General features: G+C 63.4%; 13 protein-coding genes. 9 read left to right on the top strand and 4 right to left on the bottom strand.

Annotated features, from left to right (window positions below; all coding sequences use genetic code 11):
• The first annotated feature begins 531 nt into the window (after positions 1–531).
• On the top strand, positions 532–1,359 hold the full coding sequence (locus G5S35_RS32545) for a helix-turn-helix domain-containing protein (protein ID WP_231957419.1): 828 nt from the start codon (positions 532–534) through the stop codon (positions 1,357–1,359).
• Between the two features lie 138 nt (positions 1,360–1,497).
• On the opposite strand, the gene G5S35_RS32540 is transcribed toward G5S35_RS32545, so the two are convergent.
• Positions 1,498–2,475: a helix-turn-helix domain-containing protein gene (locus tag G5S35_RS32540; protein WP_183040527.1), complete on the bottom strand. Its 978-nt coding sequence runs from the start codon at positions 2,473–2,475 to the stop codon at positions 1,498–1,500.
• A gap of 637 nt (positions 2,476–3,112) precedes the next feature.
• On the opposite strand from G5S35_RS32540, the gene G5S35_RS32535 reads away from it, so the two are divergent.
• Entirely contained in the window at positions 3,113–3,511 is a 399-nt protein-coding gene (locus G5S35_RS32535) for a response regulator (RefSeq protein ID WP_065057868.1), read from the top strand.
• Positions 3,512–3,692: 181 nt separating this feature from the next.
• Here G5S35_RS32535 and G5S35_RS32530 read toward each other — a convergent pair whose 3' ends face one another.
• The gene (locus G5S35_RS32530; protein WP_124263295.1) at positions 3,693–4,046 is read right to left on the bottom strand and encodes a hypothetical protein; all 354 of its coding nucleotides are present in this window, start codon (positions 4,044–4,046) and stop codon (positions 3,693–3,695) included.
• 85 nt (positions 4,047–4,131) lie between these two features.
• On the opposite strand from G5S35_RS32530, the gene G5S35_RS32525 reads away from it, so the two are divergent.
• The 7 genes from G5S35_RS32525 to G5S35_RS32495 all read left to right on the top strand — a co-directional run bounded on the left by G5S35_RS32525 (position 4,132) and on the right by G5S35_RS32495 (position 11,837).
• Positions 4,132–5,502 carry an undecaprenyl-phosphate glucose phosphotransferase gene (locus tag G5S35_RS32525; protein WP_124261622.1) on the top strand — a complete coding sequence of 457 codons (1,371 nt, stop codon included), beginning with the start codon at positions 4,132–4,134 and terminating at the stop codon, positions 5,500–5,502.
• 46 nt (positions 5,503–5,548) lie between these two features.
• Complete coding sequence (gene rfbD, locus G5S35_RS32520) at positions 5,549–6,490, top strand: dTDP-4-dehydrorhamnose reductase (protein ID WP_065057871.1); 942 nt, start codon at positions 5,549–5,551, stop codon at positions 6,488–6,490.
• Between the two features lie 76 nt (positions 6,491–6,566).
• On the top strand, positions 6,567–7,274 hold the full coding sequence (locus G5S35_RS32515; RefSeq protein WP_183040526.1) for an acyltransferase: 708 nt from the start codon (positions 6,567–6,569) through the stop codon (positions 7,272–7,274).
• Positions 7,261–8,091, top strand: a complete 831-nt coding sequence (locus G5S35_RS32510) for a glycosyltransferase family 2 protein (RefSeq protein WP_183040525.1) — start codon at positions 7,261–7,263, stop codon at positions 8,089–8,091. The genes G5S35_RS32515 and G5S35_RS32510 overlap by 14 nt, the downstream gene beginning before the upstream one ends.
• The gene (locus G5S35_RS32505) at positions 8,088–9,242 is read left to right on the top strand and encodes a glycosyltransferase (RefSeq protein ID WP_183040524.1); all 1,155 of its coding nucleotides are present in this window, start codon (positions 8,088–8,090) and stop codon (positions 9,240–9,242) included. Before G5S35_RS32510 ends, G5S35_RS32505 begins: the two co-directional genes overlap by 4 nt.
• 10 nt (positions 9,243–9,252) lie before the next feature.
• Positions 9,253–10,362 (top strand): glycosyltransferase family 4 protein, encoded by a 1,110-nt coding sequence (locus tag G5S35_RS32500; RefSeq protein WP_183040523.1) that lies wholly within the window; start codon positions 9,253–9,255, stop codon positions 10,360–10,362.
• Positions 10,359–11,837 carry a lipopolysaccharide biosynthesis protein gene (locus G5S35_RS32495; protein WP_183040522.1) on the top strand — a complete coding sequence of 493 codons (1,479 nt, stop codon included), beginning with the start codon at positions 10,359–10,361 and terminating at the stop codon, positions 11,835–11,837. Before G5S35_RS32500 ends, G5S35_RS32495 begins: the two co-directional genes overlap by 4 nt.
• Before the next feature lie 91 nt (positions 11,838–11,928).
• Here G5S35_RS32495 and G5S35_RS32490 read toward each other — a convergent pair whose 3' ends face one another.
• Together G5S35_RS32490 and G5S35_RS32485 are read right to left on the bottom strand one after the other, a co-directional pair.
• Positions 11,929–13,302 carry an O-antigen ligase family protein gene (locus G5S35_RS32490; RefSeq protein WP_183040521.1) on the bottom strand — a complete coding sequence of 458 codons (1,374 nt, stop codon included), beginning with the start codon at positions 13,300–13,302 and terminating at the stop codon, positions 11,929–11,931.
• Positions 13,303–13,348: 46 nt separating this feature from the next.
• Positions 13,349–15,565, bottom strand: a complete 2,217-nt coding sequence (locus G5S35_RS32485; RefSeq protein ID WP_183040520.1) for a glycoside hydrolase family 5 protein — start codon at positions 15,563–15,565, stop codon at positions 13,349–13,351.
• Between the last annotated feature and the right edge of the window lie 34 nt (positions 15,566–15,599).

The raw sequence follows: 15,599 nt of genomic DNA, 5'->3' as shown, positions 1-15,599 counted from the left end.
GAAGCCCGAATTGCAGGGTAATGCGCGCGGCGACGCACTCGGCTAAGCCTCGGACAGGGCATGAAACATCAATGAAAACAAGGATTTCATGGCTGACTCGATGGTGCGATCCGCGCTGCTTCGGCAGCGGAATCTGGCGGATTTCAACCGGTTTTCTTATGCCAGGTCTTATCGGCAATATTGAAAAGGGAGGCAAACGTTTTCCCGATTTTTGCCGAATGCCATTTGCCGCCAACATGTTGGCGATTTCCGCCAGTCGGTGTTTAAACGTGTACCCACATACTGTACGATCAGATCAGTCGATTAAGTCAGCTCGACGCAAGCTGATATGACAATTGATTAGCGGGGTAACCGATGGAGTGTGGGACACGTAGTCAAAGAAATAACGTCGCGGAGTTGCGCGTCTTACCGCATCTGGATGCGGCGAGACGCATTGGCCTGCTCCTTTTTAGTGGCTTTGCGTTGCCCGAAGCGGCAACGGTTCTGGAGATGTTCCAGTCGGCGAATGCGTTATCGCAATCGGAGCCGGCCATGAGCGGCAAGCTCCGCTACGACGTGACCCTGCTGTCCATCGCAGGCGGACGCATCGACAGTTCTTCGTCCGTGTTCGTGTGGACTGAAAGCGTCGAAAACCGCCGCTTCTCGGACGGCTTCCATACGCTCTTCGTTGCGGGCGGCGCCGGTGCGCGTCATGCATTGCGCGACGAGCGGCTGATCCGCTGGCTGCAACGCGAGGGCTCGCGCAGCGAAGCCGTGGTGCCGATCGGCGACGGGCGGCTCTTGCTCGACGCCGCCGGTGTCGAGCGTTCGACGCATGGCTGGGACGCGTTCCTGCGCGGCGCAGGCGAGCCGCATCGTTCGGCCGAAGGCGGTTTTGCGGCGGTCGCGACCGCGCCGGTCCGCAAGGCGCTTGCGCTGATCGAGCAGGATTTCGGCGGCGATTTCGCACGCGAGGCCGTGGGCCGCGTCATGACGCAGCAGCAGACGTCATTTACCGCGACGATACGCGAGAACGTGTCGGGCTTCGTCAGCGAACGCATTCAGGCGTCGGCGAAATGGCTTGAGGCGAATGGCGACCGCCCCATCACGATCGACGACGCGGCGCAGATTGCCGCGATGAGCGAACGCAATTTTCTGCGCCGCTTCAAGATCGAAATGGGCGTGACGCCGTCGGACTATCTGCTCTACGTACGGATCGACATGTGTTGCCGTTTGCTCGTCGACACCGATCTGCCCGTCGACAAGGTTGCGCGGCGATGCGGTCTCGGCAGCGGCGGCTGGCTGGCGAAGCTGTTCCGCAAGCATCTCTCGACCACGCCCACGGAATATCGCACCAACATGCGCCGCACGACCGCGTGAATGCGAATCACGCCGATTACGTTGAACAGATCGATCACGCTCTTTGAATTGCGGGCGTGCGCGTGATGTCTTCACACGCCGCGTGCGCGATTCGCGCGGCGGCACGCAGGATTCAGGTTTCAATCCGGATTTCAGGTTTCAAAGCACGGGCGCGCGCCGATATTCAGCAGGCGTGACGCCGAGCCGACTGCGCAGCAGACGCGCAAGCCGCACGCCATTGCCGATGCCGCAGCGGCGCGCGATGTGCTCGACGGGCAGATCGGTTTGCACAAGCAGTCGACAGATCGCGTCGAAACGCAGCCGCTGCAAAAACGCGTTGGGCGTTTGTCCGGTTTCAATCTTGAAGCGGCGCAGAAAATTGCGTTCGCTCATCGCGGCCGCGTCGGCGGCTTCATTCATCGCCACGGATTCGTTCCAGTGCGCTTCGAGCCAGTGCATCGCGGCTTGAATCTGCTCGCTCGGACCGCGCTTCGCGATAGCGTCGGCGCTCACGGGGAAGGGCGATTCGGTGCGATGCGCGATTTGCCTTTGCACGCGTTGCGCGATGGCCGCGCCCTGGTCGGCTTCGATCAATTGCAGCGCGGCGGCGAAGCGTGTTTCGCTGACGCGGCTCGCGTGGCGCATTGCGTCGTGATGAATCGTGTGCGCGTCCTCGAACGCGGCGGCACGCCGGCTCGGTGCGCGTAGCCATCGCAAACTCCGCGCCGATGCGATCAGCCGCTCGCCGTTCGACTCCGCACGCGTGAACCAGTGCGTGACGCGCCGATCGCGCAACGCGGCAGACAAGCCGGAACCTTCGACGAGAAACAGCGTGTCGAATGGCGACGACGGCACGTGCTCGTCGAATCCCTCGGTCCACACGAAGGCCGACGAGTCGCTGGCGATGCGGCCGCCCGAAGGCGAGAGCAGCGTGACGCGCCACGGGGCGCTTTGCAGGCCGGCGTCCGCGTGCGGTGCGGACATCGTGTTGGCCAGCTGGAACGCTTCCACGAGCCGCGCCATTTCCGGCAAGGAAAATCCATTGAATACGACGACGCCGATGGCTTTACCCGCGCTGCGCGCGGCGAAAGCGACGGCGCTGCCGCCACGGCTCGGCTGATGCGCGGTGAGAGGCACGATGTAGTTTCCCGGGAGAATGAGGCAGCCAGTTTACTGCACGGTCATGCGCAAGGCTGTGCGCGTCCGTCGACGATGCGTGTCTGCTGTCGGGTGCTTGCGCGTGCGTGTCCGCGCGCGATGACGTCGCGTGGAAGCGCGCGAACCGCGCAACGATATAACGCCCATTGCTTTGCGCTATACCGTGCGTCTCAGTGTGCGTGCGGGCTCGTGCGTTGTTGATGGATGCGGGGCCGCGGCCATCGTGCGCCATTCAAGTCGACTGTCGCCTGCGAGGCGAAACGACGCGCAGTGAAAATTTTCGTAGCGCTCACCACCGACTTTCAAATACCCTGAGCGGGCACGCCCGAAAATGTGCGAATTGCATAAAACCGACCCGCTGATTCGATGACGCGCCGATTGGAATCGGGCTGGATTCATCCTCTGAATTATCGGCAGAGGCAAAGAAAAGTTTAATCATTCTTCGCGATGCCAGGATATCTCCCAGGTATTAACCTTTTCTGACACTTTTTCCGAAAACTTCGCGTAGACTTTTTGGAACGTCACCACGTTGCTCGTCGCGCGGGTTATGCGAACGGTTGAATCCAGTGGTGCCCAAACCCTGGTTAATGGCGTCGTTGCAGGTGCTCCCACTCACATGAAATTTGCCCTTCTGGAACCCGATCTGGCAGAGCTCGACCGCGTCCTCGAAACCTGTGCGTTGTCGGGGCACGTCTGTTTCGCCGCATCGAACGACGAAGCGTTCCGGAGCCTGCTGGCGGAGGTCTCGGTCGACGTCTGCCTGATCGACTGGATCAACCCGGACTGCTGCCGCTACGAGACGTTGTATCAGCTCGCGCAGTCCGAATCGGCCGTGCCCGTAGTGCTGTGCGTGGCCCCGGGCACCTCGCATGACGTGATCGATTCCGGGTTGAAACACGGCGCGAGCACCAGCATCGAAAAGCCGTTTCGCGGCATCGAATCGCTCGGCTCGCTCTACGCCTGGGAAAGCCAGGGCTTTGCGCACGCTTACGTGCCGAGCAACAGAATGATGTGACGTTTCGGCCATTTCGGCCATTTTGGCGTTTCGGTAAAAATCGCCGCGCCGTCATTCTGCTATCCCGTTTGATCGAGTTCGAATTACCGATTTTTTCCGCCTGAATATTCCCTTCGCGATTCCCGCACGAACGTGCGCTGTATTCTCGTCATTCTTCGCGTCATTCTCTCTATTCTGTTTTTCAATCGCTTCTGCCGGTTTTCGCACGGTGGATTCGCATCGGCCATTCCGTACGCGCCAATTTCCTTCTCGATAGCGCCAATTCAATCTGCGCTTCATCGGCCTTCGCATTCGCGTTGATATCGCGCGGCGGCGGATTCGCCGTCTTGTCGCTGCCTGGCTGATTACGCGCGGCCGCCTGACCCGATCCCGCCAACATGTTGGCCGGATCGGTCAGGCGCGAAGCCGCTGCGGGCCGCCTGTCTATGATGCATTGCAACGAGCGGAGGCTGGCCCGGGTCGCACCGGGCGTCGACAAGGCGATGGCGCCAGCCAAAGCAGCCGAAGCCCGCGATGACGCGATGCGCCAGAACACGGGCGCGCCGCTCGCCATTCAGGCAGGAATGCGAATCGATGGGCTGCGTGCCCTCGCCGCAGACCTCACGCACGGGAGTCGGATAATGCCAGGAATACAAGGACTGCTTGCGCGGCTGCTTGACGCCGCGCTCATCGGGTCGGGCGCGCTGCTGGCTTCGCAGATCCGCTATCAGGACGCTGTCGTCAATCCGATGAACAGCGCGTTCATCGCCTTTGCAATTGCCTTTGCGCTCGCCGCGTTTCCGGTGTTCGGGCTCTACGAGTCGTGGCGCGGCCGTTCCTTGCCGGCGCTTGTCGGCAAGACGGCGCTCGCATGGATCGTGGTGCAGGTCTGCGGTCTCGTGTTGATGTTTACGCTGCATCGTACCGATCTGGTCTCGCGCCTGTGGTTCGTGTATTGGACGGCGATCTCGGGCGGCGCGCTGATTGTTTCGCGTCTCGTCGTGCATGGCGTGATGCGCCGCGTGCGCCATGCGGGCATGAATCTGCGCGACGTGGCGATCGTCGGACACGGCGAGCGCGGCCGCGAACTCGTGCGCAAAGTGCAGACATCGCCCGCAAGCGGCTTTCGCGTGACGGCGATGTTCGATCCCGCCGCGATGGAGCGCCGCGACGCGAATGGCGAGAGCGAATTCGAGCGCTTCGTCGCGCGCGTGCGCGGTAATAAGGTGCGCGAGATCTGGCTGGCGCTGGCGCTTTCGGAGAGTCAGACGATCCAGCATTTCGTGCGCGAATTCCGCAACGAGCTGGTCAATATCCGTTTTATTCCCGACATGCAGAGCGTCGCGCTATTCGACGGCGGTATGACCGATCTGATCGGCGAACCCGCCATCAATTTGATCGCGTCGCCGCTGCCGCCACATGCGATGGTGAAGAAGGACATCTTCGACCGCCTGTTTGCCGCGGCCGCGTTGCTTGCGTTGTCGCCGCTGCTGATCGCGATTGCCGTGGCGGTGAAGCTCTCGTCGCGCGGCCCGGTGTTCTTCCGTCAATACCGCAAGGGTGCTGACGGCCACGCGTTCCGCATTTACAAGTTCCGCTCCATGCGCGTGCATGCCGAACAGCATGGCGTGGTCACGCAGGCGACGCGCGGCGATTCGCGTATCACGCGCGTCGGCGCGTTCTTGCGGCGCACGAGTCTCGACGAACTGCCGCAATTCATCAACGTGCTGCGCGGCGAAATGTCGGTGGTGGGTCCGCGTCCGCACGCGCTCGAACACGACGAGTTCTATCAGGACGTCGTGACCGACTATATCCACCGTTATCGCATCAAGCCCGGCATTACCGGCTGGGCGCAGGTGAATGGCTATCGCGGTGAAACCGATCGCATCGAGAAGATGGAAAAGCGCGTGGAGCACGATCTCTATTACCTGCGCAACTGGTCGTTCGCGCTCGACATGCGCATCGTGATGGCGACGGTGGTGAAGGGCCTCGTCAACAGCAACGCGTATTGAATGCATGGCACCGCGACGAATCGAAACCCGATCGGGAGATGAACAGATGAGCAGCAGTATCGGCGTGCAAAACGGGCGCGCGACTCCGCTGATTTTGCTGACCGGCCGTAACGGCCAGGTCGGCCACGAACTGATGCGCTCGCTACAGGGGCTGGGCCGCGTGGTCGCGCCGGAGCGCGTGGGTCTGGATCTCAGCGATCCCGATTCGATCGTGCAGGTCATGCGCGATCTGCGTCCGCAACTGGTAATCAACGCGGCGGCCTATACGGCGGTCGAGCGCGCCGAGACCGAGCGCGAACTCGCGTATCGCATCAACGCCGAAGCGCCGCATGTGATGGCGCTCGAAGCGAAGCGCGCGGGCGCGGTGCTGATCCACTATTCGACCGACTACGTGTTCGACGGCACGAAGACCGCGCCCTATGTCGAGACCGACACCGCGCGTCCGCTGAGCGTCTATGGCTTTTCGAAGCTGGCGGGCGAGCGCGCGATTGCGAACGTCGGCTGCCGCCATCTGATTCTGCGCACGAGCTGGGTCTATGGCATGCGCGGCAAGAACTTCCTGCGCACGATGCTGCGGCTCGCCCAGGAGCGCGATACGTTCGACGTCGTCGCGGATCAGTTCGGCGCGCCGACGTGGAGCGCGACGATTGCCGCGCAGACCGCGCATATCGTCGCGCAAAGCCTCGCGGCGGACGATCGCGGCGCGTGGTGGGATGCGCGCTCGGGCCTTTATCACCTCACGGCGTCCGGCTGCGCCTCGTGGCACGACTTCGCGTCGACCATTGCCGCGATCGCGGGCAGCACGGCGGACGTGCGCCCGATCGACAGCGGCGCATGGCCCACGGCCGCGCAACGCCCCGCGAATTCCGCGCTCGATTGCAGCAAGCTCTGGCGTACTTTCGGTCTGCGCGCGCCCGAATGGGACGCCGCGCTGCGCTGCTGTCTCGACGGCGTGGCGCTGCCCGAAACGCTTGCTGCGGCGACCTGATGGCCCCACGTGACGGATCACTCATGACACACACCGAGACCGGCGCTCGCCGCCGGGCACGCGCATGCTGACGGGCATGGTTAACGCTGCGCTGCGGCGCATTCGCCCCGGAAAAGCGCTGGCGCCCGATATCGGCGGCTTGGACGTGCTGCTGTTTCTCACCGAGCAGAGCGTGAATCTCGCGCGTGGCACGCTGCTGACGACATTGCGCTGCGCGCGCGCGACACCGTGCTTCGTGGGGCGCGGCGTGCGACTGCGCTTTGGCCGCAAGGTGCGCATCGGCCGTTACGCGACCATCGGCGACGGCGCGATCCTCAGCGGCCTCGGGCGCGACGGATTGCGTATCGGCGCGCGCGCGACGATCGGCGCGTATGTGCGGCTCGTCGTGGGCACCGATATCGCGCGGCCTGGCGCGTACATCGAGATCGGCGACGGTTGCGGTATCGGCGAATTCTCCAGTGTGGGCGGTTCGGGCGGCGTGCGCATCGGGCGCAATACGATCATCGGCCAGCATTTCAGCGCGCATCCGGAGAATCATAATTTCGCCGACCTTGCGCGGCCGATCCGCGAGCAGGGCACCACGCGCAAGCCGATTGCGATTGGCGAGGATTGCTGGATCGGCGCGCGCGTGACAGTGCTGGGCGGCGTGACGATCGGACAGGGCTGCGTGATCGCGGCGGGCGCCGTGGTGACGCGCGACGTGCCGCCGTATTCGATCGTGGCGGGCGTGCCCGCGCGCGTCGTGGGCAGCCGGCTGGAGAGCGAGCATCATGCAGGCGATTGATATGATCGTCGTGCTGTATCGACGCCATCCTCAGGATGCCGAAACATTGATGACGCTGAGTCAGATCGATTTCGCCGCCCTCGGCATCGACGCCGAAGTGCACATCTGGGACAACGCGCGCGAGCAGCCTGCGCCGCCGCCCGCCGATTTTCTGCGCATACCGTGGCGTTACTGTTCGTCGGCGGCGAACGAGCCATTGTCGAAGGTCTATAACACGCTCGTGCGTGCGAGCAGCCGTCCTTACGTGGCGATCTTCGATCAGGACTCTCGCGTGGATGCGCGCTTCTTTCGCGAACTGATCGAGGCGATCGAAACACGCGAGGCCGATGTGTACGCGCCGCGCATCATGCACGGCGACAAGACCATCAGCCCCGGTTGCCTCAAGTGGATCAAGGGTGCGTCGCTACCCGGCGTAACGGGCAAGGCGATGCTGCCGCGCAACTTCACCGCGATGATGAGCGGCATGTGCATGAGCCGCGCCTTGCTCGCGCGCCTCGGTCCGCGCCCGTTCGACGAACGTCTGCGCCTTTATGGCGTGGATACGCGCTTTTGCCGCGATCTCTCGCGGCTCGGCGCGCGCGCGTGGATCACCGGCGCGCAACTCGGTCACGATTCCGCGCTGCGCAGCACGACCGATCCCGCCGCGATCCTGCAACGGCAGATCTGGCTGTGGCAATCGTGGCTGCGCGTGTTCGATCGCAATCCGCTGGAAATGCTGGCGATTCGTGGCTATGTGTTGTGGAAGGCGTGGCGCGTTGCGAGCGCCGTGCGAGCACGTAGCCGATTCTTCCACGTCGTTGCCGAGGTGTTTCGTTGAGCAAGCCGCTAACCATCGTCATGGTGCATCAGGGTGCGGAACTGTATGGTTCCGACCGGAGTTTTCTTTCGGCGCTGGCCGCGTTGCGCGAGCGCCATCCCGACGCGTTGATTGATGTGGTGCTGCCCGAGCCTGGGCCGCTCGTCGACCTGGTGGCGCGATATGCGAGCCGGATTCAGTACGACGAGAATGGGGTGTTGCGCAAGAAGAAGCTTAAGGCGCGGCCGCTCGGCACGCTTGCGAGCATGGCGTCGTCGTGGCGGCGCTACGTGCGCGCGTTCCGGCAATATGACATCTGCTACGTAAATACCGTGGTGTGCGTGGCCGCGATCGCGGCGTTGCGCACGCGCCGCGCGGGTACCTACGTGCATGTTCGGGAGATACCGTCGCGGCTCGCGCTGAGTGTGTTTCGCGCATTGTTGCGCTTCTCGCGCGCCGCGCTCGTCTATAACTCGCACGCGACGGCGGCCGCGTTCGCGCTGCCGGGCAAGGTGATTCACAACGGCGTCGACGCCGAGGGCAGCGTTGCGCCCGTGAGGCCGCGAGAGGGACGCGTACTGCGCCTCGCGATCATCGGCCGCGTCAATCCCTGGAAGGGTCAGCAGTTCGTGGTCGATGCGCTGCGCACGCTCGGACACGCGCTGCCGCTGGAATTGCGCATCGTCGGAGATGTCTTTCCGGGTTATGAGGCCGTGCTCGACACCTTGCGCGAAACGGCGGCGAGCTGCGCGCAGCGCGTGGAGATTCATGGCTTCACCGACGCCCCTTCCGTGCATTACGCGTGGGCCGACTACGCGCTCGTGCCGTCGGTGTTGCCCGAGCCGTTCGGGCGGGTCGCGATCGAAAGCTTCGCCTGTGGACGGCCGGTCATCGCGGCGGCGACGGGCGGTCTCAAGGAGATCGTGACGGACGGCACGACCGGCTTCCTGTTCGAAGCCAGCGACGCCGACGATTTCATCCGCGCCGTTCAACGCGCCGTGGCGTTGAGCGATACCGACTACGCGCGCCTCGCCGCCGCCGCGCGTGAGCGCTACGTGGGCGCGTTCACGGTCGACACCTATATGCGCGCGATCGCCGATACCGTGTGCGCGTCGGCTCGTCCGGCGAGCGCCGCGCGCGATGCCACTGCGCTTCCGCAAGAAAGCCGCTGACCCCAACCGCATGAAAATCACCTTTGTTTTGCCGCGTCTCACGCCCCGGCCCACGGGCGGCGGAAAGATCGTCTACCAATACGCGAATGCGCTCGCCGAAGCGGGACACGAAGTCGAAGTACTGCATCCGCGTACGCTGTTTCTCTGGCGTTTCCGGCCCACGACGCGCACGAAACTGCGCTCGCTGGCCGCCGATTGCGCGAAGCTCGCAGGCGTGGGCCACGGGCGCGAACCGGCAACGGTGCCGTGGATGAAGATGCACGCCGACGTGAAGATCAGCGTGGTGCCCGCGCTTTACTCGCGCTACATGCCTGACGCTGACGTAGTGGTGGCGTCGCTGTGGCGGACTGCAGAGTACGTCGAACGGCTTCCCGCGAGCAAGGGTGAGCAGTTCTATTTTATTCAGCATTACGAAACATGGTCGGGTCCGGAGCAACGCGTGAATCGGACGCTGCGTTCATCGCTGCGCAAGATCGTGATATCGGGTTGGCTTGGCGATCTGGTGCATGAGTTGTCGGGCGAAGCCGCGTGGCAGGTGCCGAATCCCGTCGATCACGATGAGTTCTTCGTGACCGCGCCGCTCGACGCGCGCACGCGCACCGTGAGCATGCTGTATTCGCCCCACACATGGAAGGGCGCGGCGGAGGGCGTGGCGGCGCTGGTGCAGGCGAAAGCCGTTTTCCCCGATTTACGCGCGAGGGTGTTCGGCACGTCGGCGCGTCCGGCGTTGCTGCCTGACTGGATCGACTATGTGCAGGATGCGCCGCGCCACGTGTTGCGCGAGTCGATTTACAACGCCTCGTCGATCTATCTGTGCCCGAGCTGGAGCGAAGGTTGGGGACTGCCCGCACTCGAAGCGATGGCGTGCGGCTGCGCGGTGGTCACGGCGGACAACGGCGGCACGCGCGACTTTGTGGTGGATGGCGAGAACGGCTTCGTCGTGCCGCCGAAAGCGGCGCAACCACTGGGCGACGCGCTGGTCGCGCTGCTCGGCGACGATACGCGGCGCACGGCGTTCGCGGCGCGTTCGATCGGGCTCGCGAAGCAATTTACGCTGGAAGCGTCGGTGCACAAGCTGCTCGACGCGCTCGCGCAGGGCCGACCGGTGGACGCGTCATGAATACACGCTTGCGCAAGATCTGGTCGACTTATGTGCCTTACGCGCTCGGCATCGGCAGCAACGCGGGACTCAACATCGTCCTCATTTCTTTGCTGACTCACCGCCTTGCGCCCTCGATTTACGGCGGCTATACCGTTGCGATCACCGTGATCGTGCTGGCCAGTTCGGTTGCAGGACAATGGTTGCAGCAGGCCACGGGCCGCTATCTGGCCGGGTCGGGCGCGCGCGCGGCGAGTTATGCGAAAGCGGCGGTGCTGATCGGCGCTGGCGCGATACTCGGCGTGCTTGCCGTCCTCTATTTGCTGGCGCGCATTGCGGTCCTGGTCGATCCGCACGACGGCGCGCTCTGGCCGGTCTGCGTGCTCGCGATCGCGGCGCAGACGCTGTTTACGCTGGTGGGCACGGCTCTGCAATCGGAGCAGCGTGCGTGGCCGTATGCAATTCAACAGGCGAGTGCGGGCGGGTTGAAGATCGCGTTGTCGCTGCTCGTGTGCGAGCTGTGGCAGGGCGACGTGAGCGGCTTGTTACTCGCGGTAACGTCAGCCCAGGCGCTGGGCGCGATGTTTGGCGCGTGGCGTGCGGGGCTATTCGCGCGTTCGGTGCGCGACAAGCTGTTTTCCCGGCGCGCGCGTACGGTATTTCATAAGTTGCGCATTTACGGCGGCGCGATGACGCTCTGGTTCATCTTCATGAATCTCGCGATGTATTGCGATCGCCTCCTCGTGCGCGCGCTGTCCGGTGCGGAAATGGCGGGCCTGTATGGCGCGGCGTCGACGCTCGTGGTGGGGTCGGTGAATCTCGTGATGGCGCCGATTCTCGCGGCGACCTGGCCGCAATTGATGGCGGCGTGGAATTCGCGCAACGAGCAGGCGGCGGCGCGCCAGCTTGGCGATCTGATTACGTGGCTGCTGTGCGCGGGCGCGGTGCTCGTGGCGCTCGTGTATGCCGTGGCCGAACCGGCGACGCGGCTTTTCCTCGGTGACCGGTTTGGCGCGGCGGCGACGCTGTTGCCGCTGCTGGTGGCATCGTCGTTCAGTTTCTCGCTGGGGCCGTTCTTTCACAAGCCATTGGAATTCAAGGAACGCAAGGCGACGATGTGCATCGCGGCGGCACTGGTGCTGGCGTTGAATGCGCTGCTGAGCTGGGTGCTTACGCCGCGCTTTGGCGGCGTGGGCGCGGGCTGCGCGGCGTTGGCGGCGGGGGCGACGTATTGCTTTGGGTGTTCGGTGGTGGGGCGCAAGATTGTGCGGTGGAAGCTGCGCGTCGATGTGCTTGGCGTGACGGTCCTCGTTGCGGTGCTGATCGCAGGCGCGACGCGTCACTTTGCGTGGCTTTGGCGCGATAGCGGCAAGCTCTGCGCATTCCTCGCGGCAAGCTGCGTGTTTGCGGCGTTATGCGCAGTTGCGCTGGGTTTGCTGATTTTCGCGCGCGCGCTTCAGCGCAAACTGGACAGCGGGGCGCTCGAAGGACGCTGATTACGCGCGCAATTGCGCACAACGTTGCATTCCCGACCGGCGCGCCTCATAGCAAGAGGTACGCCGGTCATTTTCATTTCTGCTGCAGGCGTTAACCCAGCGGTTGAGCGCGTTCTGCGGATATCGCGTCATGCGCGATGCGCTCCAGTGCGTGATAACGGCCGGGAGCGGACACGCGGCGTCCCTCTGCGATGAACATCAGCACGACAATCGCGAGAAAGAACTGCATCGTTTCCAGGACGCCGGTCGAGATCACGAAGACGATATAACCCGCCGTCATACCCACCACGACTGCGCGTCCCGACTGATTCGGCAGCTTGCGGGCTTGCGCGAAGATCCTGGTGAACAGGGCCACGAAAGCGAACAGCCCGAAAGCGCCCATATCGATGGCCCACTGGAAGATCGCACTCTCTGCGCCATAGAAGTCGGGGTAGGCGCCCGAGCTGAGAATCGAGCGTGTCTTCGATACGCCGCCGCCGAACCACGGCGCGTCGGTAAAGAAATTCCAGGCGATGAGCGCCTGGCCGAGACGCATATCGAGCGAACTGCCAGACTGGCTGGCGGCGCTATTCGCGCTGAATACCGAAAGGGCGAAGTCCATCACTTTCTCGATGTATTGCAGACCAATTACGCTGGCGATCGCACAAACGGCGACGCCCACCTGCACCACGACAATCTTGTGCCGCGTGCGCGCGAGGCAGACGAAGGCGAGCGTCGAAAACAGCGCGAATACGAGTGGCGTTCGCGAACCCGTGGCGAAGATGCCGACAAACAGAACGAGCTGACCCAACACGTACCAGAGCAGTCGCGAGGCGGAGCGATTCGCGCGCAGCAGGAAAATGCCGATCAGGAAAGTCATGGCCTGAAATGCGCCATATGTGATGGCGTTCGACATCATGCCCACCGCACGCGCGCCGCGCACCGAGCCGCTATAGTCCGCAGCGAGCACCCGGCCCGTGGGCGTCGTCATTTTCATGTAGTCGAGAAACGGGTTGAAGTGCGTCGCGAACGCCACCGTGCCGTAAATCGACGCGACGATACCGGCGATATAGATGTATCGCAGCGCGCGTTCCGCATCGCGCGACGATTGGCAGAAATTCCAGATCAGAAAGCACGGGAAGAACAATTCGGAAAACAACATGAATGTCGTGACCGCGTCGGACGCCCAGGTATCTGGATTCGAAACCAGCGAAGCCAGAAACGAGAGACCGAGAATGGTGAACGCGGAAGCCAGCGGAAAATGTGTCTGCTTGATCCTGAATCCCGCCGCCATCACGTAAAGCACGAACGACAGCATCATGAACAGGACAATCGCACGATTCAACGACAAATAGGGTAATGCGGCGACGTCGATCAGCCCGAATCCTTTTGGCGTGAAGAAGCACAGAATGGGAAATAGCAGCGCCATTTTTCTCTGGCGCAACATCGCGAGCGACAGGCACCAGAGAGCGAGAAGATAGTTCATGGGCAAATGGAATGCGTAGGTGAATGAGTGAGGCGCGCGATGCGATTCAATCCGAAGCCGCGATTTCGAACCACGGCGCGGGCGTTTGTCCGGAGACTTGCAAATCGATGTCGAAGCCCGTTGCGGTCTTTCTGATGAAACGCGCCGCGATCTCGCTTCGGCGCTGGCCGCTTGCATCGAGCGCGAATACGCGCAGCGACTTTGCGTCGGACGAAAACGAGAAGGTACAAGCAATACGCTCCATCCAGACCGGCGCTTCGATCGCGCGCAGATTGACGGTTGCCTGCGTGGCCGGATCGGCCATGCGCCATCGCGGCGACGTGATATCGAGCGGGTTCTTGAGCGCCTCGCGCAAGGGCGGTGAAGCCGGTGTCAGGTCGAGCGGCGCGGGGCCATGTGCGGAAGCGGTTGATCCCACCGCATAGCCCGGTAAGGTGAGCAGCATCGAACGCGAGTGTTCGATCGTGCGGCCGTCGCGCGCGGAAAGCATGAGCGAAACAAAGCCGCGCGTGCTGCGATCGAGCTTGAGCTGAAAGCGTCCGCCGTTGCCGAGGCGGTACGCGCGGCCGGGTTCAAGATAGCCCGTGACGCCTTCTATGGCGGGTGCGTCGATCACGGTCGTGCGCGCGTTCATGTCGAATTGCGCGTCGGGTTGTGTCGTCGTGTTCACGGTGGGATTGGTACTGTCCGCTTGCGCGGCGGGCAGCGGCGCGTCAGTCGCGGAAAACCCTACGCGCGCGGTGAAGGGCGCGGACGCCTTCGCCACGCCGCGCTGTTCGAGCAATGCGGCGATACCGTCCATGGTTCGTTTCGTCACCGCATCGAGCATCACGCTGTTGTCGAAACGATAGGGCGCGACCGCATTGAGCGGGGCGATAGCGCGGGTCCTGAACGCCCACGCCGCCTGTCCGAACTGGACGAGCTTCGTCGCGTCGCCGGCCAGGCTGAATTCCAGTGGCGCCTTGGTGTCGTAGCCCTCGCGCGTTTGCGCATAGTCGTGAAAAGTCAGACCGCTCCAGTCCTGCAGACTCGCGAACGCAACGGTCTCCGGCAAAATTTCCGACGCCTGCCGGTTCGGCCAGGGCTGATTGAATTCGGTGATCAGAAACGGCTTGTCCAGCGACCGGTAAAAAGCTGCGCCAATCAAAGGAATCAAACCGGTGCCGATATTCGAACGGTCCGTGATCTGCCAGTTGTTCCACCGCCACATGCCGCCCGGAAAAGCATACTGATCGACATAAAAGTGCGCGTCGATCACGTCCATGTTGGCGAGCGAACGGAAGTTCGCAAGGGTGCCGAAATTCATCTGCGTGCCGATTACGAGCACGTGGTCGTTCGCCTGCCTGATCGCGCGCGCGATGGTGTCGAGATATTGCCGGTCTTTATCGACGAGAAAATCGAGGTAGGCCGCCGCGCGCGTTGCATCGCGTGTGTCGAGCGGCACGACGCCGCGGTCGTCCTCGTCGTCATCCGGCGCGATCCGGTGCGCGGCGCAGTAAGCGAGCCATTGCGCCCGCAGGGTGTCGCGCAGCGGGCCGGTCACGAGACGCGCGAGCGTGCCGTCCATCCAGTGATAGACGAGCGAACTCTCGTTGTTGATTTCGACCACGGCGAGAGACGGCTCGCCCGCGCCGCGTAGCGCTTCGAGTAGTCGTTGCGCGTAGAGCGCTTGAAGACGGATCGCGGTTTCGTCGATCATCTGCAGCGGCTTTGACTGCGTCGGCCACGCGCGGCCGTCGGGCAACGCCTGGGTGTGGTCGATGTCCGGCCGAAACGTGTACGCGACGTGCAGATTGAGATCGGTATAGATGCCGTTCGAGCGCAGCTGTTCGAGAAATGCGCGCAGACGGGTGAGCGCTTCGTCGTTCAGCGTCGGGAACGGGCCGGCAGTGAGCAATCCCGTTGGCCCGCCGGCGTTCGACGAAGCAATTGAATCGAGCCCGTGCAGTCTCACGAAATTCACGCCCAGTGCGCGTAAGCGCTGCGCGAGTTGCGCGCCCTCGGCGGCGTTGGGCAGCGCGGCGCCGAACAACAGGTTCACGCCGAACAAACGCACGAGATGTTTCGTGCCGATCGTGCAGAGCGTGTTACCGCAGCTCGTGAGGCGATCGGCGGCCTCGAGCGGCGCATTGAGCGCGCTGAAATCGGCAATCGAGTGCGGTGCGATCTTCGGAATGTCGAAGCGATAAAACGACGCTGCTGCGGCGACAGGCGTACAGGCAAAGACCAGTGCGCCCGTCAACGCGAGGACGGCGGCGAACACGCTCGCGCGTTGCGCGCGCGAACGTGGGGAGGCA

Source organism: Paraburkholderia tropica (assembly GCF_014171495.1).
GTDB classification, from domain to species: Bacteria; Pseudomonadota; Gammaproteobacteria; order Burkholderiales; family Burkholderiaceae; genus Paraburkholderia; species Paraburkholderia tropica.
This window is presented reverse-complemented; position numbering and strand designations above follow the sequence as displayed.

Coding starts and splice junctions, on each gene's coding strand:
- G5S35_RS32545 (WP_231957419.1), top strand. CDS start 532: ATGAGCGGCAAGCTCCGCTACGACGTGACCCTGCTGTCCATCGCAGGC.
- G5S35_RS32535 (WP_065057868.1), top strand. CDS start 3,113: ATGAAATTTGCCCTTCTGGAACCCGATCTGGCAGAGCTCGACCGCGTC.
- G5S35_RS32525 (WP_124261622.1), top strand. CDS start 4,132: ATGCCAGGAATACAAGGACTGCTTGCGCGGCTGCTTGACGCCGCGCTC.
- rfbD (WP_065057871.1), top strand. CDS start 5,549: ATGAGCAGCAGTATCGGCGTGCAAAACGGGCGCGCGACTCCGCTGATT.
- G5S35_RS32515 (WP_183040526.1), top strand. CDS start 6,567: ATGGTTAACGCTGCGCTGCGGCGCATTCGCCCCGGAAAAGCGCTGGCG.
- G5S35_RS32510 (WP_183040525.1), top strand. CDS start 7,261: ATGCAGGCGATTGATATGATCGTCGTGCTGTATCGACGCCATCCTCAG.
- G5S35_RS32500 (WP_183040523.1), top strand. CDS start 9,253: ATGAAAATCACCTTTGTTTTGCCGCGTCTCACGCCCCGGCCCACGGGC.
- G5S35_RS32495 (WP_183040522.1), top strand. CDS start 10,359: ATGAATACACGCTTGCGCAAGATCTGGTCGACTTATGTGCCTTACGCG.
- G5S35_RS32490 (WP_183040521.1), bottom strand. CDS start 13,302: ATGAACTATCTTCTCGCTCTCTGGTGCCTGTCGCTCGCGATGTTGCGC.